General features: G+C 60.9%; 21 protein-coding genes. 3 read left to right on the forward strand and 18 right to left on the reverse strand.

Going from position 1 to position 26,371, the window contains the following annotated elements; all coding sequences use genetic code 11:
* Nucleotides 1-74 precede the first annotated feature (74 nt).
* Nucleotides 75-2,000 carry a potassium transporter Kup gene (locus IF199_RS12290; RefSeq protein WP_425220386.1) on the forward strand — a complete coding sequence of 642 codons (1,926 nt, stop codon included), beginning with the start codon at nucleotides 75-77 and terminating at the stop codon, nucleotides 1,998-2,000.
* Between the two features lie 14 nt (nucleotides 2,001-2,014).
* Here IF199_RS12290 and IF199_RS12295 read toward each other — a convergent pair whose 3' ends face one another.
* From IF199_RS12295 to IF199_RS12380, 18 genes are all read right to left on the reverse strand, one after another.
* On the reverse strand, nucleotides 2,015-3,364 hold the full coding sequence (locus IF199_RS12295; protein ID WP_192560542.1) for an ATP-binding protein: 1,350 nt from the start codon (nucleotides 3,362-3,364) through the stop codon (nucleotides 2,015-2,017).
* Nucleotides 3,340-4,005 carry a response regulator gene (locus IF199_RS12300; RefSeq protein WP_192560543.1) on the reverse strand — a complete coding sequence of 222 codons (666 nt, stop codon included), beginning with the start codon at nucleotides 4,003-4,005 and terminating at the stop codon, nucleotides 3,340-3,342. The genes IF199_RS12295 and IF199_RS12300 overlap by 25 nt, the downstream gene beginning before the upstream one ends.
* Before the next feature lie 86 nt (nucleotides 4,006-4,091).
* A complete protein-coding gene (locus IF199_RS12305) occupies nucleotides 4,092-4,529 on the reverse strand; it encodes a hypothetical protein (RefSeq protein WP_192560544.1) in 438 nt (145 codons plus the stop codon).
* A gap of 28 nt (nucleotides 4,530-4,557) precedes the next feature.
* A complete protein-coding gene (locus tag IF199_RS12310) occupies nucleotides 4,558-5,322 on the reverse strand; it encodes a COG4705 family protein (protein ID WP_192560545.1) in 765 nt (254 codons plus the stop codon).
* A 100-nt stretch (nucleotides 5,323-5,422) separates the two neighbouring features.
* Nucleotides 5,423-6,073 carry a 4'-phosphopantetheinyl transferase family protein gene (locus IF199_RS12315; protein WP_192560546.1) on the reverse strand — a complete coding sequence of 217 codons (651 nt, stop codon included), beginning with the start codon at nucleotides 6,071-6,073 and terminating at the stop codon, nucleotides 5,423-5,425.
* The gene (locus IF199_RS12320; protein WP_192560547.1) at nucleotides 6,070-12,216 is read right to left on the reverse strand and encodes a non-ribosomal peptide synthetase; all 6,147 of its coding nucleotides are present in this window, start codon (nucleotides 12,214-12,216) and stop codon (nucleotides 6,070-6,072) included. Before IF199_RS12320 ends, IF199_RS12315 begins: the two co-directional genes overlap by 4 nt.
* A complete protein-coding gene (locus IF199_RS12325; RefSeq protein WP_192560548.1) occupies nucleotides 12,213-13,415 on the reverse strand; it encodes an ATP-grasp domain-containing protein in 1,203 nt (400 codons plus the stop codon). Before IF199_RS12325 ends, IF199_RS12320 begins: the two co-directional genes overlap by 4 nt.
* Nucleotides 13,416-13,501: 86 nt before the next feature.
* On the reverse strand, nucleotides 13,502-14,485 hold the full coding sequence (locus tag IF199_RS12330) for a cysteine peptidase family C39 domain-containing protein (RefSeq protein WP_192560549.1): 984 nt from the start codon (nucleotides 14,483-14,485) through the stop codon (nucleotides 13,502-13,504).
* Nucleotides 14,482-15,882, reverse strand: coding sequence for an MATE family efflux transporter (locus IF199_RS12335; protein ID WP_192560550.1), 1,401 nt, complete (start codon nucleotides 15,880-15,882; stop codon nucleotides 14,482-14,484). The genes IF199_RS12330 and IF199_RS12335 overlap by 4 nt, the downstream gene beginning before the upstream one ends.
* Nucleotides 15,866-16,771, reverse strand: coding sequence for a class-II aminoacyl-tRNA synthetase family protein (locus IF199_RS12340; protein WP_176504847.1), 906 nt, complete (start codon nucleotides 16,769-16,771; stop codon nucleotides 15,866-15,868). The genes IF199_RS12335 and IF199_RS12340 overlap by 17 nt, the downstream gene beginning before the upstream one ends.
* Before the next feature lie 5 nt (nucleotides 16,772-16,776).
* Complete coding sequence (locus tag IF199_RS12345) at nucleotides 16,777-17,034, reverse strand: phosphopantetheine-binding protein (RefSeq protein ID WP_096820639.1); 258 nt, start codon at nucleotides 17,032-17,034, stop codon at nucleotides 16,777-16,779.
* Nucleotides 17,022-18,773: a carbamoyltransferase family protein gene (locus IF199_RS12350; RefSeq protein WP_192560551.1), complete on the reverse strand. Its 1,752-nt coding sequence runs from the start codon at nucleotides 18,771-18,773 to the stop codon at nucleotides 17,022-17,024. The genes IF199_RS12345 and IF199_RS12350 overlap by 13 nt, the downstream gene beginning before the upstream one ends.
* Nucleotides 18,770-19,948, reverse strand: a complete 1,179-nt coding sequence (locus tag IF199_RS12355) for a beta-ketoacyl synthase N-terminal-like domain-containing protein (RefSeq protein ID WP_192560552.1) — start codon at nucleotides 19,946-19,948, stop codon at nucleotides 18,770-18,772. Before IF199_RS12355 ends, IF199_RS12350 begins: the two co-directional genes overlap by 4 nt.
* Nucleotides 19,945-20,637: a hypothetical protein gene (locus IF199_RS12360; RefSeq protein WP_146013101.1), complete on the reverse strand. Its 693-nt coding sequence runs from the start codon at nucleotides 20,635-20,637 to the stop codon at nucleotides 19,945-19,947. Before IF199_RS12360 ends, IF199_RS12355 begins: the two co-directional genes overlap by 4 nt.
* A gap of 34 nt (nucleotides 20,638-20,671) precedes the next feature.
* Nucleotides 20,672-21,535 (reverse strand): hypothetical protein, encoded by an 864-nt coding sequence (locus IF199_RS12365; protein WP_192560553.1) that lies wholly within the window; start codon nucleotides 21,533-21,535, stop codon nucleotides 20,672-20,674.
* A 139-nt stretch (nucleotides 21,536-21,674) separates the two neighbouring features.
* Nucleotides 21,675-21,908 (reverse strand): acyl carrier protein, encoded by a 234-nt coding sequence (locus IF199_RS12370; protein WP_096820644.1) that lies wholly within the window; start codon nucleotides 21,906-21,908, stop codon nucleotides 21,675-21,677.
* A gap of 52 nt (nucleotides 21,909-21,960) precedes the next feature.
* Entirely contained in the window at nucleotides 21,961-22,716 is a 756-nt protein-coding gene (locus tag IF199_RS12375) for a hypothetical protein (protein ID WP_192560554.1), read from the reverse strand.
* 73 nt (nucleotides 22,717-22,789) lie between these two features.
* Entirely contained in the window at nucleotides 22,790-23,473 is a 684-nt protein-coding gene (locus IF199_RS12380; RefSeq protein ID WP_192560555.1) for an SDR family NAD(P)-dependent oxidoreductase, read from the reverse strand.
* 721 nt (nucleotides 23,474-24,194) lie between these two features.
* Between IF199_RS12380 and IF199_RS12385 the strand changes: the two genes are divergently transcribed.
* On the forward strand, nucleotides 24,195-25,301 hold the full coding sequence (locus tag IF199_RS12385; RefSeq protein ID WP_096820647.1) for an alkene reductase: 1,107 nt from the start codon (nucleotides 24,195-24,197) through the stop codon (nucleotides 25,299-25,301).
* A gap of 180 nt (nucleotides 25,302-25,481) precedes the next feature.
* Nucleotides 25,482-26,369 carry a LysR family transcriptional regulator gene (locus tag IF199_RS12390; protein WP_192560940.1) on the forward strand — a complete coding sequence of 296 codons (888 nt, stop codon included), beginning with the start codon at nucleotides 25,482-25,484 and terminating at the stop codon, nucleotides 26,367-26,369.
* Nucleotides 26,370-26,371 lie beyond the last annotated feature (2 nt).

Raw genomic sequence — 26,371 nt, forward strand, 5'->3', positions numbered from 1 at the left:
TGGCCGCGTTTTTTTGACCGCACCGCAGCCTTGTATGCCTGAAGGCCCCGGTCAGCGTATTGCCCAAGGATGGCATGCCACTTCTTCCCGCCGTTCGAGAGCCGCGACCCTTGAGTAAAAACAACGAAAATTCCCCGTCCAAATCCTCAGGCGCAGCCATGCTGGTGGCCGCTGTCGGTGTGGTTTACGGGGATATCGGCACCAGCCCCCTCTACACCCTCAAAGAAGTCTTTTCCGGCCACTACGGCGTGCAGCTCAATCACGACGGCGTGCTGGGCATTCTGTCGCTGATTTTCTGGTCGCTGATCTGGGTGGTCTCGATCAAGTACGTGCTGTTCATCCTGCGGGCCAACAACCAGGGTGAGGGCGGCATCATGGCGTTGACGGCATTGGCCCGTCGCGCGTCGGCGCCTTACCCGAACATGAGCAAAGTGCTGGTGTTGCTCGGACTGTTTGGTGCGGCGCTGTTCTACGGCGACAGCATGATCACCCCGGCGATCTCGGTGCTCTCGGCGGTCGAAGGGCTGGAGCTGGCGTTCGACGGCATCGAGCACTGGGTGGTGCCGCTGTCGGTGGTGGTGCTGGTGGCGCTGTTTCTGATCCAGAAACACGGCACGGCGCGGATCGGCATCCTGTTCGGCCCGGTCATGGTGCTGTGGTTCGTGGTGCTGGGCGCGCTCGGGGTCTACGGCATTTTGCAGCGTCCCGAGGTGTTGCAGGCGCTGAACCCGATCTGGGCGGTGCGCTTCTTTACGGTCCATCCGGGCATGGGCGTGGCGATTCTGGGCGCAGTCGTCCTGTCGCTGACCGGTGCGGAAGCCTTGTACGCCGACATGGGCCACTTCGGTCGCAAACCGATTGCCCGTGCCTGGTTCATGCTGGTCCTGCCCGGTCTGGTCCTGAATTACTTTGGTCAGGGCGCCTTGATCCTCGGCAACCCGGAAGCGGTGCGTAACCCGTTCTATCTGCTGGCCCCCGAATGGGCGCTGCTGCCGATGGTCGCGCTTTCCACGCTGGCGACGATCATTGCTTCGCAAGCGGTGATTTCCGGTGCGTTCTCCCTGACGCGCCAGGCCATCCAGCTGGGCTACGTCCCGCGCATGTTCATCCAGCACACCTCAAGCCAGGAGCAGGGCCAGATTTACATCGGCACGGTCAACTGGGCCTTGATGGTCGGCGTTGTGCTGCTGGTGATCGGTTTCGAATCCTCCAGCGCCCTGGCTGCCGCTTATGGCGTGGCGGTGACGGGCACCATGTTGATCACCACCCTCCTGTCCGCCGCCGTCGTCCTGTTGCTGTGGAAGACGCCGCGCTGGCTGGCGATCCCGATGTTGTTCGGTTTTCTGTTGGTGGATAGCCTGTACTTCGCGGCCAACGCGCCGAAGATCCTGCAGGGCGGTGCGTTCCCGGTGATCGCCGGTATCGGTCTGTTCTTTCTGATGACCACCTGGAAACGCGGGCGCAAGATCATCGTCGAGCGGCTGGATGAAACCGCGTTGCCGCTGCCGTTGTTCATCAGCAGCATTCGTGCGCAACCGCCTCATCGCGTACAGGGCACGGCGGTGTTCCTGACGGCGCGGGCCGACGCGGTTCCCCACGCGCTGCTGCACAACCTGTTGCATAACCAGGTGCTGCACGAGCAGGTGGTGCTGTTGACCGTGGTGTCCGAAGACAGCCCGCGGGTGCCGGTGGATCGTCGTTTCGAAGTCGAGTCCTATGGCGATGGCTTCTTCCGGGTGAACCTGCATTTCGGCTTTACCGAAGAGCCGGATGTGCCGCTGGCGCTGAGCCTTTGTCACTTGGCCGAACTGGATTTCAGCCCGATGCGTACTACGTATTTCCTGAGTCGTGAAACGGTCATCCCGACCAATCGCATCGGCATGGCCAAGTGGCGCGAGTACCTGTTCGCGTTCCTGCTCAAGAATGCCAACAGCAACCTGAAGTACTTCAAGTTGCCGTTGAACAGGGTCATCGAGTTGGGGACGCAGGTCGAAATGTAAGGACGGGAAACGGCTCAGGGCTGCTCGATGCTGACGGTGACACACAGTCCGCTGTTCTCGTTGACGTCGGTAAACCCCAGATCAACCTTGAGCCCCGTGCGATCGGCGATCGCCTTGACGATGGACAAACCCAGCCCCGAGCCCGACTCATCGGTGCCCAGGCTGCGATAGAACGGGTCGAAGACGCGCGCCTGTTCTTCCACGGCAATCCCCGGGCCGGTGTCGCTGACTTGCAGGACCACCGTCGCTTGCTCCCGTTTGACCGAGAGGTCGATACGCCCGCCGGGCGGGGTGTAGCGGATGGCGTTGTCCACCAGGTTGCGGATCAGGATCAGCAGGTCGGTTTCGTTGATGCTGACCTGCACGTCCTCGCTGCTTTCGACGCCGATATCGATATTCTTGCGGTCCGCCAGAGGCAGCAGGTCTTCCAGAATCCGCCGATAGATGTGCAGGACTGAAACGGTGCTCGGCGCTGCACTGGAATTTGACTGCGCGGCGGCCAGGCTCAGCAGTTGATCGATCAGGTTCCTGCTGCGCTCTATGCCTCGGGACAACGGCAACAGGCGTTCGCGGGCGGCTGCCGGCATTTCCGTGGCGGCCAGTCGTTCGGCCTGCAGGGACAGGGCGGTCATGGGCGAGCGCAGTTCATGGGCCGCATCGGCGACGAAACGCCGCTGGTTGTCCACGGACTGGGCGACGCGGGCGAGCAGGCGGTTGATGGCCACCACAAACGGCCGGATCTCGCTCGGCACATGGCTTTCGTCGATCGGGTGCAGGGCTTGTTCGTCACGCTGGTCGATATCCGCCGAGAGCATGGCGATGGGGCGGAACATCTTGCGCACCAGATCGCCCACCACCAGCAACAGCACCGGAAACAGGATCAGAAACGGCAGCAGACTGCGCCAGGCGCTTTCGCGGGCCTCTTTGTCGCGCACGCCGGTTTCCTGGGCGACGACGATGCGCTCGCCACGGGCCGTGGTTTTGACCAGCACGCGGAAATCTTCACCGGTCACCTTCAAGGTCGACAGTCCATCGGACAGGGCCGTGGGGAAGGGCAGTGGCAGCAGGGCGTCGTCGTTGCCGACCGCTTGGCTGCCGTCGGCCAGGTATTGCACGATCACCCGGGATTCTTCGTTGTCGTCGTCCACGGCCTGAGCGGCGGGGTAGTGCAGGGTCATTTGCTGGCGGTCGAACAGCGCCGCCACCTGGCGCAAGGACTCGTCCTGCATTTCGTGGGCCTCGTCCAGCGCCGAGACGAAGGCGAAAACCGCCGCCAGCAGCGCGACGATCAGGATGGCCAGCGACAGCGTGACCGACAGCCGCAGTTGCACCGAATCCCTCAGGCGCCTTTTGAAACCATCCATCCCATTCCCCTGACGTTCTTGATGACGTGACTGCCCAGTTTGCGTCGCAGGGCGTGAATCAGAAACTCCACCGCGTTGCTTTCCACTTCATTGCCCCAGCCATAGAGCCGGTCTTCCAGTTCACTGCGCGAAAGGATCGCCCCCGGCCGGATCAACAGGGCCTGCAACAGGGCGAACTCGCGGCTGGACAACTGCACGTCCATGTTGTCGGCAGTCGAGGCTTGTTTGGAGACCAGATCAAGGGATACCACGCCGTTGTCGAGCAATGACAACGCAGTCCCGCCTTTGCGCCGCAATACTGCGCGCATCCGCGCCAGCAACTCGGCCATGTCGAAGGGCTTGAGCAGGTAATCGTCGGCGCCGCCATCGAGGCCGCGCAGGCGATCGTCGAGACCGTCCCGGGCGGTGATGATCAGCAACGGCACCGGGTTGTTGCGAGCGCGAATGCTGTCGAGCACGTCCAGTCCGTCCTTGCCGGGCAAGCCGAGGTCCAGCAACACCAGGTCGTAGTGCTGGGTGTCCAGCGTGGCCAGTGCGGTGAGCCCGTTTTTCACCCAGTCAGTGGCGTAACTGGCGTCGTTCAGCGCACCCTGGATGGCATCGCCGATCATCGGATCGTCTTCGACCAGTAATATCCGCATGACCCGCTCCCCAAAAAAATAGCGCGACGGGCAGGGCCGTCGCGCTTGTATTGAAGCATCTGTGCAAGGGTTTGTCCGGCCCCGGATCAGGCGTTGCCCTTCAGCGAGTCAAAGGCTTTGAGCAACTCGTCCATCCGCGCCTTGCAGTCTTTCTGCTGCGGGGCGCTGGCACGCAAGGTGTCGAGCGAGCGGTCGATGGCCTTGTCCAGCATGTGCCAGTCCCCGGCGGCACGCGGCTTGATCCCGGCTTCGGCCGAGTCCCAGGCGGTTTCCAGATCCTTGATGCGAGTCTTGGCGCCGGGCAGGTCGTTTTTGTCGACGAGGGCGGCGACATCGGCGGCGATGTTGCGGAACTCGGACAGATCACCCAGTTTTGAAGCGGCCTGGCCTTGTGTGCTGACTGCACCTGCAGCGGCGTTTGCAGCAGGCTTGTCTGCCGGTTTCGAGCAGCCGGCAGCAATGCTCAGCAGGCAGATGGACGAGACAATGGCGACGTGACGAATGAGGTTTTGAATCTGGTGCATGACGATTCCTTGATGAACAGTTGAAGGTTTATTCAGTGATTGCTTTGCGATTGCCGGTACTGATCTGCGCGGCCGTCACCAGCAGGACGATGACGCAGAGGAAAATCGCGCTGGTCCAGGTCGCGCCCATGCCGAGGCCTCCGTAGGTTTTGGCCTGGGTCAGCAAGTCGCCGAGGGACGCGCCGAAGGGGCGGGTCAGGATGTAGGCGATCCAGAACGTCAGCACCGTGTTGCCGCCCAATCGCCAGGCAATGAAGGTGGCGGCGATCAGTGCGCCGAAGATGACGGCGCCGACAGTGAAGCCAAGGCCCAGCGCTTCGGTCGCCAGGTCGCCGGCGGCCGTGCCGAGGGCAAAGGTGCAGAGCACCGTGGCCCAATAGAACAGTTCTCGACGCGGGGTGACGATTTCGCGGATCGACAGGCTGCGTTCCGTCCGGTACCAGACCAGGAAATTCACCATCAGCAATACGGAGAACACAGCGGTGCTGGTGTAGAGGCTGACGTCCAGCATGTCGGTCAGGATGTCGGTGATCTGCGTGCCGACGATGCTCACCAGCACCACGGTCAGCCAGTAGATCCAGGGTGTGTAGGCTTTGGTACGCAATTGACCGAACAGCGCAATGGCCAGCAGCGCGGCCATGCCGAGGCTGGTCGGGCCCGCGCCGAATCCGGCATCCACGGCCAGAAAGTCGGCACCGGTTTCACCCACGGTCGTGGACAGGATCTTGATCACCCAGAAGGACAGCGTCACTTCGGGTACTTTGTTGAGCCAGTCGGCTATGGCGGGTTTCATGGGTGGGATGCCTCTCCTGAGCAGCGCTGGAAGTGCGCAGGGGGAGAAGGTATCCAGTGAAACTTAGCTGAGCCTGAGGACGGAACCTTGCGGTCTTGTTTCAGCGCTCGCGCAAGGCGACGGCGCTGTAGAGGCGCTGTTCATCAAACGCGTATCGGACATCCACCGTGAAGGGGGCGAGGCAGGATTCCAGATCGGGCGCCAGGCTGTGGATTGCGCAGTGTCCTGGCTCGGCCAACAGTTCCACGATCAGGTCACCGGCACGCACGTGGCGTTGGCAGAAGGAGAAGATGGCTTTGTAGAACGCCTCCTTGATGCTGAACTGCAATGTGCCTTCGCAGAAACCCTGTGTCGCGAAGTCTTTTGTCGGAGAACGGCCCAGCACCCGTCGATATAACGGCGCCTCCAACGGTCGGTTGCTCTGGGCATCAATGCCCAGGGCTGCGATGTGTCGCTTGAGGGCGAGGGCCGCCGCGCAGTAGTTGTCGGTGTGCGAGATGCTTCCGCAGACACCGGGCGGGAACAGTGGTTCGCCCCCGGAACCCTTGCCGATTGGCAGGCCCGGGAATCCGAGGTGTATGAGCGCTGCGCGGGCGCAGTTGCGCCCGGCAGTGTATTCGCGAAGGCGCTGCCGGTTCATCCCGACCGTCAATCCGCGTTCCGCTTCGAGCAGGCCCGCAGACCACATAGCGCGGTCGCGGGCCTCGACGATGCAGCAATCTTCCCCGAGCAAGGTCGTAAAGCCCGTCATGCCCGGTCCAACTCAACCGGCCGTGTAACCGGCGATGGTTGCAGTTCCTCCTTTATCAACGCACCGAGCGTTTCGACTTGCGGGGTCGTGAGCATGGACATGTGGTCGCCGGGGACATCCTGCAACTCGGGTACCTGGAGCAGGAGTTGCTGGCAGACACGGACAAATCCCGCTTGCAGTTTTTGCCGCAGGCTGGCGTCTTGCGCCAGAAAGACGGCAACCCTTCCACTGAACCTGCCGTCGGGTACATAGCCGGCGAAAATCTGGCAATGCTGCCTGTAGAGCTCTTGAGCGGCGGTCCGCAACTGATGTTGCAATGCGTGGCTGCCCGGATCTTCCTCGGTGGATTCCAGCCATTCAGGAAGCGTATCCGGTTGTGCGCGCAGTCCTGCCTGCTCTTCCAGTACTCGCGGATCGATCAATGTGGCATCCAGCAGGATCAGCCGTACGGTTTTTGATTGCTGTTCCAGCAAGCGTGCCGTCTCAAAAGCGATCGTGCCCCCGAAGGAGTGTCCCAACAGCGTGATCGGTTCCTCGCTCCCACGGTTGAGGATCGCGTTCGCGTAACGAATGGCGAGTTCCTGGACGCCGAGCAGGTGCTCGCCGTCGCGGTAGGTCTCGAAGGGCTCCAACGCATGGAAGTTGCACGTTGACGCCAGTGCTCTGGCCAACTGGAAATAGGCAATGCCATGCATCCCGCAGCCCGAGAACCCATAGACGTCGGGCAAGCCCGGTTGCTCGAACCAGCGTGTGATTTTGACCTCACGGGAATCGCTCACGGTGCTCTGCTGATCCAGGAAGCGGCTCAGCGCCTCGACGGTCTGGTGATCGAAGAACGTGCGCAAGGACAGTTGGCGGTCGAATTCGCGGTTGATACGCACCAGACAACGAATCGCCAACATCGAATTCCCGCCCAGTGCGAAAAAGTTGTCGCGCACAGACACCTGTTCGACCTGCAGGACCTGGGCCCAGATGGCGGCCAGTCGTTGTTGGGTGGCGGTTTGGGTGGCGACGCTGACCGTCTCGCCCGAGGTGGGTGGGGGCAGGCGGCTGCGATCGATCTTGCCGCTGACGTTCAGTGGTAATTGCTCCAGAAACACCCAGGCGCTCGGCACCATGTAGTCCGGCATGACGCGTTGCAACTGCAGTTTCAGGGCATCACGCTGCAGCGTCTGTCCAGGGCGCGGGACGACGTAGGCAACCAGTTTACGGGTGGCGGGATCGTCCCCGTGCGCGGTGACGATCGCCTGCCTTACGCAAGGACAACGTCTCAAGGCGGCCTCGATCTCGCCCAGTTCGATCCGCAACCCACGGATTTTCACTTGGAAATCGATACGGTCGAGGTAGATCAGGCGGCCATCGGGCAATTGGCGCGCCAGATCTCCCGTGCGGTACATGCGACTGTCCGGCGGGCCGAACGGGTCGGGCAGGAACCGTTCTGCAGTGAGGTCAGGACGATTGATGTAGCCCCGCGCCAGGCCATCGCCAGCGATGTGGATTTCCCCTGTGCAGCCCACTGGAACCGGATTCAGATAGCAGTCCAGCACATACAGGCGAGTATTTTCCACGGGGCCGCCGAGGGTGGGGGACTGGCCGGCAACGATGTGCGCGCGACTGGAGTAGATGGTGGTTTCGGTGGGGCCATAGAGGTTCCAGACACGGCGGGCGAAGGTACGCATGCCGTCAGCCAGCGCATCGTCCATGGCTTCACCGCCACTCATGGCGGTGTCCAGAGTCAGCTCGACCTGGCTGTCGATCAACATGCGCCACGTGGCAGGTGTCGCCTGCAGGACTGTTGCGCCGTATTCGTTGGCCAGTCGCGCCAGGGCCATCGGATCAGAAGTGTCTTGCTTGCTGGCGAGCAGGATCCGGGCTCCGCTGATCAGCGGGAGATAGACCTCAACGGCAAAGATATCGAAGGCGGCCGAGGTCACGCTCAGCCAGACGTCCGAAGCCTTCAGCCCCGGTGCGGCCTGCATGGCCGCAAGCAGATTGCTCAGGGCCCGGTGTTCGATCTGCACGCCTTTTGGACGCCCCGTCGAACCTGAGGTGAACAGGCAGTAAGCCAGCTGTTGCTGACCGACCTCGATCTGTGGATCGGTCGACAGCTGCCCGAGAAGGGCCTCCCGATCCCGGTCCAGGCAGATCGTCGGCAGCGCACTGTCAGGCAAGTGTCCGCGCAGACTGCCACAGGTGAGAATCAACCCGACTTCGGCGTCATCCAGCATGGTTGCGATCCGCTGCGCGGGATACATCGAGTCCAGCGGCAGATAAGCCCCTCCGGCCTTGAGAATGGCCAGCAGACTGCTGATCAACCGGGGGCCGCGTTCAACCAGTAGCGCCACGACGGTTTCCGCTCCCACCCCTTGCGCGCGCAAGTGCCAGGCCAACTGGTTGGCCTGACGGTTGAGGGTCGCGTAGCTCCATGCCTGCCCTTCAAAAATCAGCGCAGTGGCCTCAGGGGTTCGTTGGACCTGTTCTTCAAAACGCTGGAACACCGGCAATTGCTGTGCGGCACTGAGTACTGTGGCATTTCGGGTCAGCGATAGCGAAGGGCAGTCCATCGGGGCCAGAGGCAACGTGTCGATCGGCGCCTCGGGAGTGTGTGCGAGGGCTTTAAGGATGGCCTCGAAGTGCCGCGTCAGGTGCGCCATCGTCTCGGCGTCGAATTGATTGGCGTCGTATTCCAGACGGCCTTCGAGCGCTGTCTGAGCTGAATATGCCAGCAGCTTCAGGTCACAGCCGAGGCTCTGAGGCCGGGGCGAATCGGATTCTCCTCGTTCGAACATGACGGGCAGGTGTTCAACGGTCGGGTGATCACCTTGTCGGGCCAGTTCTGCCAGCACACCTGCAAAATCCGCATCGGGATTCTGCTCGGCCTGTGCATGGGCTTCACGTGTCAGAGACACCACCGCCGTAAGGCTGAGTCCGCGGCGAAGGCGGGTACGCAGGAGCCGTGTATCGGCGAGGCTGCCGACCCCGCCTTCCGCTTCGCCGGGGGGGCGACGCATCGGGGTGTAACCGAGGCAGATCTCGTCCTGCTGGCTGTAGCGATACAACAAAGTGTTGAATGCCGCGATCAACGCAATATCGAGTGTCGTGCCATGGTGTGCAGCCAGGCGTTCGATGGGCTCCAGCGTTGAGGGCTCGATACGCCAGGCGGCTACGCCACGCTGGCGTGGCCGGGAGGAAGGCGAAACTCCGGTTCGAGGCAGTTCCAGGGTCCATGAGCGCTGAGGCGCTGGCGGGTGGGTGATCGACGTTTCGGTGGGGGCCGTGGCGGGTTCTTCACGTTGCAGCCAGTCCGGAGGCGGCAATGCCTTGCGGTCGACCTTGCCATTGAGGTTCAGCGGCAGGCGCTGCAGCGCTATCCAGGTGTCGGGCACCATGTAGTCGGGCAAGCCGTGACGCAGGGTGCGGCTCAGTCGTTCGGGGTCGAGCGTGTGTTGGTCGGTGCAAACGAGGTACGCCACCAGCCGTTTTTCGCCTGGGGAAACGTCCAGCGCGATGACCACCGCTTCGCGGATCCCGTCGCAGGCCAGCAGTTGATTCTCGATTTCCCCCAGTTCGATGCGGTGCCCGCGAATCTTCACCTGGAAATCGATACGGCCGATGAACTCAAGTGTGCCGTCCGCACGGCGGCGTCCCAGGTCGCCGGTCTTGTACATCCGGCTGCCGACAGGGCCGAAGGGATTCGCGATGAACTTTTGCTCAGTCAGCTCCGGACGTTTGAGGTAACCCTGTCCGACGCCGATCCCGGCGATATGGATTTCGCCGGCCACGCCATCCGGGGCGAGATGCAGTTGTTCGTCCAGCACATACACCTGAACGCCAGGAATGGCCTGGCCCAATGGCATTTCTGCAGCGACTGCGGTCGATTGCAGGTCTTGCCTGCACCAGGTCGCAACGTCCGAACACTCGGTCGGCCCGTAAGAGTTGACCAGGGTCAGCGGCCTGCCTCGCAATTGCTCGATCAGCGAGCGGTCGACCGGTTCGCCACCCAGTACCAGCGTGCGCAGGCTGGCGGTTCGGGGCGAGGCGGCAAAAGCCCGGAACGCGGACGGCGCGCAGTTGAGCCAGGTCGGGCGATAGGCCGTGAGGGCCTTCAGGAAACCGCCGGCATTGGCAGGCGAATGGGCTGGAATCATGAGGCATGCACCGGCGCACAAAGGACCCAGAATGTTCTTCTGGGTGAGGTCGAAACCGATCGAACTGGCGAGCATCACCCTGTCGTCGGCAGACATCTGCAAACCGTCGCGGACATACCATTGCACCAGGTTGGCAAACCCCCGGTGATAGTTGAGTGCGCCTTTGGGACGTCCTGTGGAACCCGAGGTGTAGATGCAATACGCCAGATCGTCCATCGCCACAGGCCACTGCGGGTCCGTCGAGTCGAACGCGGCGAATTGTTCGGGCTCCTCCACGGCGATCGACTCCACCGATTGACCCTCGAAGCGATCCTGCAAATGACGGGAGGTCAGTACCGTTCGAACAGCTGTGTCTTGCAGGATGAAATGGATTCGCTCATCCGGATTGTCCGGGTCGATGGGCAGATAGGCACCCCCGGCCTTGAGCACCGCCAGAATGGCGACGACCATTTGTGGGCTGCGCTCAATGCAGATGCCCACCAGTGCGTTGCGGCTGACACCGGCAGCACGCAATCGCCCGGCCAACTGATTGGCCTGGACATTGAGTGCCCGGTAGCTCAAACGGGTGTCCTGGAAAACCAGTGCGACAGCGTCCGGAGCACGGCGCACCTGTGCTTCAAACCAGCGATGTACAGGCAGGCCAGGGGCAAGTGGCATGTCATCCCCGGCGCACGCGAGCTTCACAGGCGCGAGCAAGTCACTGACGGCGGCGCCCGGATCACTCAGGGAGGCGGACAGAATCCGTTGGTAGTCTTCGGCGAGTGCCGCGACATCGGAAGGGGTGAAGAGCATGTCGTCGAACTCGAACACGGTGTCAAAGCCACTGTCGGTCTCGACGATTGCCAGGTTCATTTCGAAGGCGGCGGTGATGTTGGTGCTGGGTAGCAGCTCGAACGTGCAATCGCCGACCTGCACGGGCAGCCGTTGTACGGAGGCATGGTTGAGAAAGATCCGGAACAGTCCGCCCGAGCCGGCTTCCTGGCCCAGACGCAGGTGGCCGACCAGTTCGTGAAACGCCAGATGGCGATGCATCATGGCGCGCAGCACTCGCGCCCGAACATGCTGCAACAGCCCGGAAAACGACAGGCCGCGCGTCAGGCGCAGCCGCAGCGGAACCACGTTGACGAACAATCCGGTCAGGTCTTTCTGGTCGGCGTTGTCACGGGTGGACAGCGGCATGCCAAAGATCATGTCTTCGGCGCCGGTGTGCCGATGAAGCAGCAGCGCGCAGACGGCCATGTGGACCATGAACGGCGTGAACGTGCCGGGACCGGTCAACGCCCGCAATTGCCCGGTGGTTGTCGGTGTCAGTGTGTTGACTACATCGCGGGCCTTGCGCGTGAGTTGTCCGCTGGCAGGCCTGGCACAAGGGAAACGCTGGGGGGCAGGGCGATCCGCCAGTTCCGTGAGCCAGTAACCCAGCGAATCCGATGGGGTGGTGGTCTTTTGGCGATTCACGTACTCGCTGTAGGACAGCGGCAGAGGGGACGCTGTATCGGTCCCGCCGGTGATTGCCGTGTAACGGGCCAATAGATCGCGCCACAGAATCTCGATCGAGCTGCCATCGAAAACCAGATGATGGATGACGAACAGCAACACATGCTGCTCGGGCCCGGTTCGCAGCAGCACACAACGCAACAGCGGACCACGGCTGATATCCATCGGCCTTTTCAGCAACGCATCGATGCGCGCCGCAAGGGTATCGTGCTCGCCGTCGGCGATCACCACGTGCTCGAGGGTGGCGTCGAGGGTACCGGAAATGATCTGGCGGGGAGTTTCTCCCTCCAGTACAAACCGCGCGCGCAGGTTGTCGTGGCGCTGTACCAGCCAATCGATGGCTTGCTGCAAGGCGGGGATATCGAGTGGGCCATCAATCGATACACGCACCGGAATGTTGTGGGAGGTGGCGGCCTGGTTGACCTGTTCGCTGATCCACAGACCTACCTGAGTGTCGAGCAGCGGCAATGAGCAATCGTTGGGAAGGGTCGGGTTCATGAGGCTTGTGTCTCGACTTCACAGGTTTCCAGCCAATCGAAAATCTGCAGTGCGCGATCCTTGGATTCGCAGGTGAAAAAGGCCGTCAGCACGGTTTCCAGGGCCACCGGAGGCGCCATGACGAACTCGCCGTTGCTGCGGTGCTGGATGATGGTGCCGGCACCCATTTCGCGGCATTGCGCGACCGTCTTTTCGATGGATTTCAGCACGCCGCTTTTCTTGACGCTGAAGTCGTACTCCAGGCCGATGCGGCGCTGCGGCAGATCCAGTCTCAGTTGCGGCGTATTCAGTTTGAGGTCGACGTCATAGACATCCAGCCCGAGGCAGATGTCCATCAGATAACGGGACGAGATGCCGCCACCGGAAATTCTCGGGGCCAGTTCCAGGATGTAGACCCGCTGGTCGGGCGTGATGCGAAACTCGGCGTGGAAGGGCGACTGATCCAGCCCGACGGCCGCAATGATCCGGCGCAGAGCAACCAGGAAAGGCTCACCCGCCTGCATGTCGAACGGTCTGGAAATCTGGGCGTTTTCGTGGAATGTCGGGCCTTCCAGACGTGGGTATTTATGGTGCAGCAGCAGGGGAGTGATTTCGCCATCCAGCACATAGCCATCCACCGAGAACTCTTCACCGTCGATGTACTCTTCAATCAGGATCTGCGAGCCGCCACGCTGGCTGGTCATCAATGAGCAGACCCGACGGGTCAGCGTCAGCGCCTTGTTGAACGCGGCCTGGTCATCGACCCGGATCACCCCGGCGCTGTAGAAGCCGTTGGAGGGTTTGAGCACGACCGGCAGATTCAGCGACGCCTCGACCTGCTGCCATGCCTGCTGTGCGCTCACATCCTGAGGCAGGCACAGATAGCGTGAAATGAAATCGGCGGTCGCGGGGACCGATTTGAAGGCCGCTTTGTCCGTCAGCGCGAAAATGGCGTCCGGATCGCGCGCGGGCAGCCCGAAGAGGCGCTTGAGGACATCCACCTGAACCTGAAACCCGTCGTTGAATGAAACGACATGGTCGAACCGTTGCCCGGCGCCGACGGCCTCCAGTGCGGCGGACAACTGTTGTTCCCAGGCGCTCTTTTCGTTCTGCAGCAGTGCGGGCGGTACGAAACAGACGACTTCTCTGCCGTGTTCGCGGCAATACGCAACATAATCCTGAAGGTCACTTTCACGGCCAAGGGCCAGAATCTGCATCATCTTTCCATCTCTGAATACAAAGTCATCGGGCGAGACGGCGCCGTTCGACGCGCCGGTCCGGTCGGTTGAAATCGCACCTGTTCCGTTCAGGTGTTGTGGAGCGAGTCATGCAGCGTTTGCCACAGCTCCAGCGTGAGGGACTCGATCACGTCGAAACGATCCTCCAGGCGCACGAGGATCAACGGTGAGTGGGTTGCCTCGAACTTGAGTGCCAGCATCGACAGCGCCCGCCAGTGGTTGATCAGCGTCTGGGTCAAGGTCGTCATCGACCCCTGGCAGTCCGCGCGTTGCAGCGATTGCGCGAGCAAGGTCAGCCCGGGAATCACGTAAAGCACCACAATGTGATCGAACAGTCGGCGTGCGGCCGTTGCACCGGTTTCCGGCACGTCGCGAAAACGCGACATGCACAGGGCTCGATAAGCCGGGAGGGCACCGCGGTAGGTATCGTTGGTGAGAAATGAACAGGCCTGACGGTACAGACTGGCTTGCACATCGAAGTCGACGGGCCGCCCGGCAGGCTGCATCACGACAAAATGGCCCATGTGGTCGTAGGTTTCGGTGCGTACCCGATCGGTGATTGCCGTCGCGAACGCTTCGATCGGCAGCCAGGCTTCGCAGCCGTGGGGTTCGCGATCGACGATCAGTGAGTCGAAGATCCTTACATGGGTGGCGGCGTCGTTCATGCCGATCACCAGCACCGCATGCAGATAACCCGGTTTACTGCTGTAGACCGGGGCGTAGTCCAGATACGCGGAATTGACCCACACCACGATTCCGGGGTATTCGCCGAGCAGGGCCTGGAGTTGCGCTACCCAGTCTGAAGCAATGGGCACCCGTGTCACCTGGGCACCCAACACCTTGCAGGCGCGAAGACCGACGTCCTCGACGGCGAACGTGTATTCCGGCATACCCCATTCATCCAGGCCGGCGCGCAGGAGGTAACCGTCACCGGCCTCCAGCAATTGCGCCTCGTGGAGCGCGGCACCGCTGCGGCCGGACAACTGCGCCAGGCTTCCGGTGAAGCAATTGATGGCCAGGGGGGCGAAGCGCACGACTTCATTCAGGTTCACAGGGCGCCCTCCGTGGCGGGATGATGATTGACCTGCAGGCGGTTTTCGGCACCTCGTACGGCTTTGGCGATCCGCCAGAAGTAAATGAGCCCGATGGCGAGTTCGAATACCGAACCGATGATCCAGCAGGTCACCAGCGACGAGGGATCATCGCGATTGCCCATGGCGACGTAATAGATCAGCGGGATGCTCATGAACCACATCAGCACCAGCCGCACGATCAGGGAAAACCGGGCCATCCCGATGCTTTCGAGAACAGCGGCGCCGGTCATCGAAAAAGCAAAGGCACCGGAAAACGTCCACAGGACGCGCTGGGTATCGATGGCCAGGTCGATGATTTCCTGGTTATGCCCCAGGTCGCCAAAAGCCTTGAGCAAGACTTGCGGCATCGTCACCTGGACGGTGGAGACCAGCAGGACGTAGATCAACTCAATGACCACGGTCACCCGCACAATCGTCGCCAGCTCGGCATATTGCTGTTTTCCTGCCGCCGTGGCGCACAGGATGCTGCAGCCGATGCCCAGCCCGATGATCGGGATGATGCCCAGGTAGTTGATCGTCAAGTTGACGTTGTTGGCCGCCAGCGCACTGGCGCCCAGTACCGCAACGATCCAGATGAACGCCGTGTTGCCGAGTTGATCCACCCCCGCCGACAACCCGCTGGGTACGCCTCGGCGCAGCCGGAAAGCCAGGCGACTCCACAGGTGTTCACTGCGGGCGATGAAGATATTCATCAGCTCGCGCCAGACCTCGCGCGGCAGCATGAGCGCGTAGCAGCCCAGCATGGACAACGTACCGATCAGGGTCCCGATAGCCGCACCGGCCATGCCCATTTCGGGCAGCCCGAACTTTCCGAACACCAGGCCCACGGTAAAGATCGAGTCGACCACCTGACCGACAATGCCGACCATCAGTGTTTCACGGGTGCGTCCCACGCCGTTGAAGAAGGATGACAACGCCGTATTGATCGCCATCACGCCACCGAAAATCGCGGCCCAGAGCATGTACTGCGACTCAAGGCTGACGATTTGCGCGGGACGCGAGCTCAACTGCGGAATCAACGCGATCAGCGGGGCGGCCATGAACAGCACCGCACCGCAGGCCAGTCCGAGGAACAATCCCAGCGCCCCTTCACCCCGGGCTTCTTCGAGTCCCGAGCGACCGTTTGCCTGGGCAACGAACGAGCGTGAAACCCCGACGGTGCTGCAGAAGAACGCGATGATCGCCATGCTGGTAAAGACCGCCGGCCCCGAGGCCGCCAGCGTATCCGGTGAGTAATGCGCCAGGCATAACCGGTCGACGAGCATCATCAGCAGGTTGCCGACCATTGTCCCCATCAACGGAAACGAGACGACGGCGATACGTTTGGCCACCGCGGCGTCAAACCAGCGCTGCATGCTCGAACTCCTTTGTCCGTTGGCCGGCAGGCTGATCATCGAGTACCTCGTGCAAGTGAGCAAGCAGGCGGTCGGGGTCGCCGATCCGGGCAAGCAAAGACAGCAGCAGGCGTTCCATGCCGAAGGCTACGCAGGCTGAGTGCATGGCGGGCTCAGGGGCTTGCGGGCCGATTTTGAATGCCTGCGTGAATAGGTCGCGGTGCAGGTTGCGCGATCCGACGCTGACCTGGCGCTGCGGCCAGGGAATCACTGCTTCGAGCTTGACGCCCATCGCCAGTTGAACCTTGCGGGTCACCTGGGCCGACTCGCCATAAAAGACATCGCTGGCCCGCTCCACGAAGGTCGATGGCACCAGGCGTCTGATCAGTTCCACGCCACTGTCGAACAGCACCTGACACATGTGTTCGACTTGCGACTGCTGACCCAACAGTACGAATTCACGCATGGTGAAACTGGCCAGGCGTGTCGGCTCGTCGAGCACGGGCTCGTATCGGTGGCAATGGCCCAGCGCCGTGAAGCACTTGAGGTCCCAGCGCTCTGTGCTGCCGGCCAGGTGGGAGAATGTGTGATAGCAGGTCGAGGGGCTCAATACCCAGTCGCCCTCGTGATCCTTTTCAGAGTGATCACTGCACGCATGCGGGCTGGCGGTCATCGGGATGCAGGGCAGCTTGTTGAAAAAACCGATCTTCTCCAGCGCCTGTCGCTCGATCAGCGTCGTGCACGAGTGTGCCGTGGCGCTGATATGGCGGCTCATGGTGTTGATCAGTGCCCGGTCCAGAGCCTCGTAGGCCTGGTGGAGGGTGTCGCAAAAACGGTAGCCGATCAGGCCATTGCCGGAAGCGACGACCGAGAGCAGGCGACGAGCCTGTAAATCCTGCAGTGCGAACATGTCGATTATCCCGCTTGGTTCATCATGGCGATCACGCTGTCGACCAGCGCCTCGCGGCTGTCCAGACAAAATGGCTGCAACGCGGCATCGTCGAAGACGAATTGCAGACGGTCTTCGATGGCGACCAGCAGCCGCATCTGATCCAGGGAGTCGAATACGATCATGTCCAGCGGCGATGTCGGGCTGACTTGCTTGGCAGTGGCGAGCGTGTGCAGAACTTCATCGACCACTCGGGTCAGGTCCACGTGAGTCAGGGTTTCCATACGATGAATCCTTCCATGTAAAGCGTGTCCAGGGCGATGGAACGGAACGTCGCGAGTGCGACATCCGGCGACATGATCAAAGGCTGGCCCTTGACGTTGAACGACGTGTTGATGGAGCAGCCATGGCCGCACACTTTGCGAACCTGGGTCAGCAGACGCCAGAAGTTCTCGTTGACGTCCTGGCTGACCACCTGGATCCGCGCACTGCCGTCGGCATGAGCCACACCGCTGACGGCGGCCATGGCGTTTTCCCGGACCCGTGCGGTGCAGAGCATGTAGCGGGTCGGCTGAAGTTTTTTCGACTCGAACAACTGATCGCAATCGATGTCCAGAACCGCCGGCGCGAAAGGGCGGAAGGGCTCTCTGAACTTCACCAGGCCATTGATCCTGGCCTTGATTTCATGCCCGTTGGCCCGTCCCAGAATGGAACGATTGCCCAGCGCCCTCGGGCCGAATTCCATGCGTCCGTGAAACCAGGCAATGATCTTGTCCTCGGCGATGTCCTGGGCAGCCCGGGCGAAGTATTCATCCGTCAGCCCTTCGTAACGCCATTTCAGGCCGCCATCCGCCGCGGCTTCGTCGAGTTGCCGGCGTATGTGTTCGACACTGTATTCAGGGCCCAGGTACGGGGAAAACCCGCTGTCCAGCGGCTCACCCTGTTGCGCCGCCAGATAGAGCGCGGCACCCAGTGCGGTTCCATCATCACCTGACGCCGGTTGCACGAAGGCCCGCTCCACCGATGGCAAGTTGCACAGCCGTTCGTTTGCCTTGCAATTGAGGAATGAACCGCCTGCCAGGCACAGCGATGTTTCACCGGTGCGCTCGAGCCAGAAAGCAACGAGTGACTCCAGAAGCGAGGTGAACACGGTCTGCAAGGCCGCGGCAAAATCGGCGTGCCGGTCACCGAGTGCCTCGTCGCTGGCTCGAGGTGCCAGGTTGAACAGCGTCGCCAGAAACTCCATCGCCGCGGGATAACCTTCCTCCGCCCGGCTGAGTGCCTGGGCAGGCCAGCGGATGTTGATCGAGCCGGTTTTCGCATCGATTTGTGCAAGCTGATTGAAGGCTTCGAGGTACGCCGTACCGTTGCCATAGGCTGCCAGCCCCATGACTTTGTACTCGTCGCTGTTGAAGGCGAACCCCAGGAATCGGGTGCAGATGGAGTAGAGCAGGCCAAGGGAATTCTTGATGGGTTGACCATGCAGTTTCTTGAGCGTGCGGCCTTGTGCCTGGAACACCGTCAATGATTCGACTTCACCCATACCGTCGGAGACGATGCACAGCGCACGTTCGTAACCGCTGGTGAAATAGGCCGAAGCCGCGTGGGCAATGTGGTGATCCACGGCTTTGAAACGCGGTGCGACATCCTCCCAGCCGGCTTGCTCCAAAGCCTTGATGACGGATTTTGCACTCAGGACTTCATCGAAGGATTCCGCCGACTGGGTGAAAAAGCGCCGGTAGCGGTCATAGTCGAATCCGTGGGCGATCACTTGAACATCACCCGGTTGCAGGTGTGCCGTACGCAGGCAATAGTCAATCGCGTGAAGGGGCAGTTCACCTGTGCCTTTATCACCGGTGAAACGTTCTTCGGCCGCTGCCGCAATGACCTTCCCATCAATGATCAGGCAGGCGGCACTGTCCAGGCCCTGACAGATGCGCTCGTCGATTTCCAGCGCTTGAGGGTGAGCGGCGCGATGGGCGCGCTGCGAGTTGGGTAATCCGCTGATTCCGAGAATGATCATGGTTCGATGACCTTGAAAATGGAGATGGCGTTATTGCCGCCAAACCCGAAGGAGTTGTTCTGGATATGCCGTAGCGGGCGAGACAGACCACCCGGTTGGGTGACCAGATCGATCTCGTATTCGAGGCTGTCCGGCTCGATGTGAGTGGGCGGTAACAATTGATGCCGCAGGGACAGGCAGCTCGCTACCGCTCCGATCGCTCCTGCGGTGGCCATCATGTGGCCAACCGTGCCTTTGATCGCGGTCACGGCCGCCGTGGGGTAGGTGTTGGCGAAGATCGTGCTTTCCGTGAGGTCGTTGGCGCGGGTTCCGGTGCCATGGGCATAGATTGCGCTGATGTCCCCGGCTTGCAGACCAGCCTGTTGCAGCACCTTCTGGTGGCAGGCGGACACGCCGGCCAGATCCGGGTTGGTCGGATGCGCCGCATCATTGTTGCTCGCGACTGCCAGCAGTTGGGCATAGGGCGTGGACACGACGTCGCTGGCTCGCTGCAGCACCACGAAAGCGCCGCCTTCGCTGATGGTGATGTAGCGCCGGTCACGGGAAAAAGGTTTGCATTGCTGTTCGCCCAGTGCGTTCAGGGTGTAGAACCCTGACCAGACTTTCTTTGAAAAGGCATCTCCACCGCCCACCACGGCGGTGTCGACCGCACCGCTGCGCAGCATGCGCAGCGCGAACTCCAGTGCCACGTTCGCTGAGGCACAGGTGTTGTGGAAGCACAGCGCCGGGCCTTGCGAACCGATGGCTCGCGCAACATTGCGGGCAATCGCGTGGCTGGAATAGGTGTTTTGGTGCCAGCCTTCGTCATCGTCTTCCAGATGCCGGTCGAGGATGTCGGCTTCGGCCTCGTTGTTGCCGACGCACACCAGCGCATGGCGCAGCGCAGCGGATCCGGCATCCAGGCCGGCGTCCGCGATCGCCTGCATTGCCGCGTCCACCGCGTACAGCGAAGAGTCGGGCACGTTCGGTCCGGTGACCTCAGGCGCACGCTGTTTGAGCAGGGCTTTTTGTGCCGCATCGATACGGCCGGCCATGAAGTTCGGCTTCATCCCTGGATAGACCGCCGCCTGGGCGCTGAAATTGGCTCGGCGATCGATCAGCGCGGTCCAGAACTGTTCGACATCGAGACCAATGGGGGTCACCGCTCCGAGTCCGGAAACGTAGATTGTGTTCAAGGGGTTTTCCTCTTGACGGAAATAGCGTTGTGAATCACCAGCCTCATGCCCTGTTCATCCCAGGCACAGGCATCCCAGGCGAGGAACGAGCCAAAGTGCCGAACGCGTGTTTTCAGATTCAGGGGGGAGGCGGCAACCTCGCGATTCAGATCGATCTGCAGTGCATCAAACCGGGCAAACACGTAGCTGGCCGCCGCGCCACCCGCACGACGCTGCTGCAGCACCAGGGCGAGATTGCCCAGCGCTTCGGTCAGGACCAGCAACGCCGGATCGGCCATTTGCGCCAGGTAGGGGTGCCGTGCAATGACCTGCTGCAGGTCGATGACAGTCTGGGCATGGGTGCCCTCGTCATTCAGATCGATCTGCTCCGGCAGAAACCAGTACAGCGGTTCACGCGCAGGGCTGACGGGTTGTGTCGATCGACATACCTCATCCATGAACGCCGGTGTCTCGATGAGATCGCCGGCGAGCGTCGAAAACGAACAGCAAAGGCCGGCGTCGCCATTGATCTGCGTGTGCGGCCCCTCGTTCACGTAAGTGACGGCTTGCCCCGGGCGCACGAACGATTTGAACAGCAGCCGTTCGACAACCGTGGAGGAGGGCGCGGGCCGAGTCGGTTGCTGCAGTTCTCTGAGCAACAACATCAGGCCCGGCACGATCGGGTCGTTTTCGAAGTGCACCTTGAACACGTCAAGGCCTGGGTCAAAGATTTCGGCTCGGGTGCTATTCATGATGGCGCGAAATCACGATGCTGGCGGCGTTGTCCGTCTGGGCCAGCAGCAGAGCGGCATGCTGGCCGGGCTTCAAGACCTGTACGCCCTCCAGGAAGGCCGCGAATACAAATGCCCGGTTGTACTCATTCGCCGTGGTGTCGTCGGCGTTGTCGTCCGGCGGACACTGAGCGGCCAGCAGCGTCCGGCTGCCGCTGTCGAGAAACAGCCGCGCATCGCCGGGTAACGTCTTGAGCGACTGTTGCACGTCCTTTTCAAAGCGGATAACCGCGCTGAATTGATTGCCTTGCTTCAGGGCCAGGTAGCTGACTCCCGAAGACACCCGGATTGCAGAGGGGGCCTGCCGGGCGATGTCATCGAGTGCTTCGGGGCAGTAGGTGTCCCCGACAAACACATGACTTTTTGCCTGATCGTGATCTTGCAGGTGAAGCAGGCCGTGCAGCATGGCCAGCGCCGGTGTGAGTACCCCGGCATTCAGGGTCGCATTGCCACCGCCGATGTGCTGGCTGATGTTGATGAAGGTCGAGGCCGAGCTGGTCGTGGCATAGGGAAACTGCTGAGCCGACAGTGCCTTGTGATCGAGTCTGGCCTGGCGCTGAAAGCGCAGCATGGCTTCCAGGTTGCCGTACTCGGTGCCCACGATGACGGTTTCATTGTGGGTCGCGTCCGTCGGGGTCATGTAACGTGCGGCGAGGTAGAAGCAGATTCGACTGAAGGTGTCGCGGAACCGATCGCCTTTGGCATCGACCCATTCATTGAAGTCTTCGGGCAGCAGTTCAGCGTCGCCAGACGCCGACGGTGCAGGCGGATACAGCGCGTAACGCTCGATCGAAAATTCGAGAGTCGCTGGGTTCATGGGATGCTCCGAGCGGAAATGCGCAAACGCATTTCGATAGAGGCGGAGGCATCGCGAATCCGGCCATGGGCCGAGCGCGATGCCGCCGAGGGTCCAGGGTTGAGCCGGCGGACGCTTTGCAGGACCGCCGATTGACGCGTCAGGCCTTGGCGCCCTCGATTTCACGCCACAGCTCGCCAACCGTGCGCGCGCGAACCAATGCATCCTCATCCAGCTCTGTGCCGAACTCGCGTTCGACCGACATCACGACATCGATCAGTTTCAGCGAATCGATGCCCAGCGCTTGCAACTCTTGGGACTCATCGATGGGATGGGTGGCATCAAGTTCGGCAACAGTTCTCAGGATTTCTACAAAACGGCTATCAACAGGCATGGTCTGGCTCTCTGGTTTTTGTATGAGTCAAATGCGGGGAACGCGGAAGGTGTCAGGACGCAAGCGCGGCGTGGATGTCGCAGACGAATTCCCGTGTATCGAGGATGGCGGCGTTGAACCCTTCCGCGACCTGGTTCGCTTCGATGGAACCGTCGGCGATCAATTGTTCGATGGATTCGCACGTTGCCTTGGCGTGGGCCTCTTCACCGCTTTCATCCATGTGGATGGTGAAAAACTCGTCGCGGGCGATAACGTTCGGGAATTGCCGGATCAGGGCGTTGTGGATCACGGCGATCTGGAAGTCGGCCTCGGTCTCGACGCCCAGGGCGTAACCCAGCGCAAAGCCCAGGTCTGCGCTGTACCCGGCGATCAGTCGGTCGACGAAACGTTGCGCGGTGTCGGGTCTTTCACCGACGTCGTAACCCAGGCTGCGAACAAAGTTGCTGAACATCGTGGAGTGGCAACTGGGGGTGTTTTCTTCGCGAATGATGCTCTTGATGTAGGCGCGCCAGTTCTCGTTTGTATGAGCCTTCAACGCTGCCGGCAGCACCTTCTTGTTGAAGCCCTGACTTGAACCCCAGTAATACGGTTGCAGGAACGACTCGAACGCACGGGATGACATCTTTCCGTCCAGCAGCGTCAGGTACATCGGATTTTCGATGTGTTCCAGATCCGTGATGCCGTGCTTGAGCAACCGGTTCAGCCAGGGCAGGGTCGAAGGATCGTCTCGCGAGGAAATTCGTTCGTGATAGAGCTGATTGGCCGCCGACCGAGCGGTGCCGGGCGCAATACCCTGCGCTGCGGCCAAGGTTGTTTCCATGGTCGTCATTGCGTTTTACCTTCCTTGCGTCAGTGTTTTCCTGGGTGTGGGGTTGCCGGTTTCAGCTGGCCAACCCACCGTCGAGCGTCAGTGCCGTGCCGGTCAGGTAAGGGGAGTCGAGCGTGGCAATGCAGAAGTGCGCGACGTCAGCGGGCGTGGCCAAGCGCTTGAGCGAAGGCTCTCTGGCCAATAGCGCTTTTTTCTCCTCCGGCAGATGGGCCAGCATTCCACCGTCGACGTAGCCTGGCATGACGGTGTAGGCGCGAATGTTGAAACGGCCATAGTCGTGGGCAATGTTCAGGGCCAGGGCATTCAATGCAGCCTTGGAGCAGGAGTAAGGCGCTGCACCGGTTGCTCCACGTACGGCTGCCGTGGAGGAAATGAACTGAAAAATGCCCTTGCGTGCCTTGATGAAGTGGGGGAGCAGGTGGCGGGCTACGCGAGCCGCGCCAAAGACGTTGACATCGAATGCAGCCTGCCAGGCGTCATCATTGAGCGTATGAATCAATCCGTCGCTGGACAGGGCAGGCGCATAGATAACCGCGTCGATCGTCCCGAAATCCGCGATGACCTGCTGGACAGCCGACCGGACGCTTTCATCGGACGTGACGTCCATGAACAGCCCGCTGGTGTCTGCCGAGCGCTTGGTACTGATGACTTGATAGTTGTTGTTTTCCGCCTGGCGGACAATGGCTGCGCCTATTTCACTGGAACCGCCAACTACCAGAAGATTCTTGTTTTGCATATATAAAGCCATAAATTCAGAGGATTAAAAGGCAACCCTTGCACTGCTGAAACCTAAGTTTCAGGACCTCTTCATCAATATCCGGTTTGATGATTTTCTTGCTGTTCTGTCGAGTGGCTTTCGTCGGCAGTACTTGCACTTTCAACAGTGCAATGAGTTGTAACAATTGGTGTGGCGGAGGGACTATGCAGCAAGCTTAAACGGGCTGTCAAGGATCTTGGATCCAAAAAAATCAACCCATAATGCAAAATAAAAAAATCATATAATGCTAATAAACCTATACAAAACAACGTCTTAAAAATAATGTGCGTGAGTGGTATGCATAAATGAGTTCTATCGATAGAAAAAATAATTCGACTCTTTGAAAGTATTAAATGAGGGCAGAGCGCCACTATCTGACTGTTGTTGCACTTTATTAGTGCATTGATAAGGGCGCACAAGATCAAGGATTGAAAACTTCTGGTGCTTCAACTTTCGTGCGGAGTTGTCCGGCCTTTGAGCAGGATTTAATAATTAAATTGAGGTTTTGTTTAAAGTCGGTTAGATCGTTGTCTTTCAGTCATCTGACGGGAGAGCACAAGGTGTGTTGTGACAGGTGATCGACAGGCCTGTCCTGCAGAGGATTGCGGAGCAATCAGTCCAGAGAGACTGGATCGTCGGCCCGTTTTTCTCCCGACACGGCTGGCCTAAGGTGGCCTCCAGATATTTATTGGAGGTCACCATGAATCACCCAACCCTGTTTTCTTCGATCCAGATCGGCCCGCATGCCTTGTCCCACCGCGTGGTCATGGCGCCGTTGACACGCATGCGTTCCGAGCCGGGCGATCTGCCCGGTGCGTTGATGGCTGAATACTATTCGCAGCGTGCCACCGCCGGCGGCCTGATCATTTCCGAAGCCACTGTGGTCTCGACCACCGGCAATGGCTATCTCGGTTCGCCGGGCCTGTACAACGACGCGCAAATTGCTGGCTGGAAAGCCATCACCGATGCGGTTCACGCCAAGGGCGGGCGGATTTTCCTGCAACTGTTTCATGCCGGGCGCCAATCCCACAGCGACATGCAGCCTGACGGCGCTCAACCCGTGGCGCCTTCGGCGGTCGAGTACGATGGCGTGGCCTACACCGCCAGCGGCTGGGTCCCGAGCACACCGCATCGTGCCTTGAGCGAATCGGAAGTGGTGGCGCTGGTCGAGGATTTCCGTCGCGCCTCGGCGCGAGGCCTGGAAGCCGGATTTGATGGCGTGGAAATCCACGGCGCCAACGGTTACTTGATCGACCAGTTTCTGCAGGACGGCAGCAACCGTCGCACCGATGCCTACGGCGGCACGATCGCCAGGCGTGCGCGGTTCCTGATGGACATCACCCGGGCGGTGATTTCGGTCTGGGGTCATGAGCGCGTGGCGGTACGTCTGGGCCCGAGCGGCAATTTCGGCGACATGAAGGACAGCGATCCTGAAGCGCTGTTTGTGTATGTCGCCGAGCAACTGGCCGAGCTGAAACTGGCGTATCTGCACTTGATCGAACCGCGCGTGCTGGGCAATTCGATCGATGAAAGCAAGGATCAGAACCCGGTGGCGGCGCAGTTGATCCGCCAGCATTACGACGGCGTGATCATCGCGGCGGGCGGTTTCAATGCCGCGTCGGCCGAGCAGATTCTGCAAGCGGGGGATGCCGACCTGGTGGCGTTCGGTCGCGACTTCATCGCCAACCCGGATCTGCCGGAACGCATCCGTCATGACCTGCCGCTCAATGCCTACGACCGTGACACCTTCTACGGTGGCAGCGCGGTCGGGTTTACCGATTATCCGTTTTATCAGCAGAGTGCCTGATCGGTTTCAACTGCTGCGTTGAAGGTAATACCGCCATCGCGGGCAGGTCCGCTTCCACAGACGATTGTGGGAGTGTGCCTGCCCGCGATGGCGTTTTTGTTGGCAAGACGTCTCTTTGCAAATCCCCCGCCCGCATCTACTCTGCCTGAACTCTCCCCACCCCCGAGTACCCCCGCCATGATGGACAGCCTCAGCGGTATCACGGCCTTCATTCAGGTGGCCGAAACCCGCAGCTTCACCGAAGCCGGGCGTCTGCTGGAGATCTCATCGTCCGCCGTCGGCAAGAGTGTGGCACGCATGGAGGAACGCCTCGGTGTGCGGCTGTTTCACCGCAGCACCCGCAGCGTCACCCTGACCACCGAAGGCGAGCTGTTTCTGGACCGCTGCAAACGCATCCTCAGTGAAGTGGAAGCCGCGCAAATGGAGCTGCTGGAGTTGTCCGCCACGCCACGGGGCAAGGTGCGCATCAGCGTGCCGATCCAGAACGTGCTGATCATGCCGGTGCTGGCCGGGTTCATGCGCGCCTACCCGGACATCGAGCTGGATGTGGACATGTCCGACCGCATGGTCGACGTGATCGAGGAGGGTTTCGACGCGGTGATCCGTACCGGCGCACCACAGGATTCGCGGCTGATGGCGCGCAAGCTCGGTGGCTATCAATTGCAGTTGGTGGCGTCGCCCGGTTACCTGGAGCACAACGGCACACCGACGCACCCGGACGATCTGAGCAAACATGTGTGCCTGCTGCACAAGTTTCCTGCCACGGGGATGATCGAGCGCTGGCCGCTGCGGGTGGGCGACACGCACATCGAGCCGAGCCTTTCGCGTGCATTGACCTGCACCACGATGGACCCGCTGACGTACCTGGCGCTGGATGGGGTGGGGATTGCGTGTCTGCCGGACTTTTCAATCCGTGAGCCGTTGGCCGATGGCCGGCTGAAGGTGGTGCTGGAGGACTACACCGACCACACCGGCAACCTGTGGATGCTCTGGCCTGCGTCGAAGCAGACGGCACCGAGGTTGCGGGTGTTGATCGACTTTTTCAAAGACAACATTCTGAAGGCCTGACA

This window comes from Pseudomonas allokribbensis (assembly GCF_014863605.1).
GTDB classification, from domain to species: Bacteria; Pseudomonadota; Gammaproteobacteria; order Pseudomonadales; family Pseudomonadaceae; genus Aquipseudomonas; species Aquipseudomonas allokribbensis.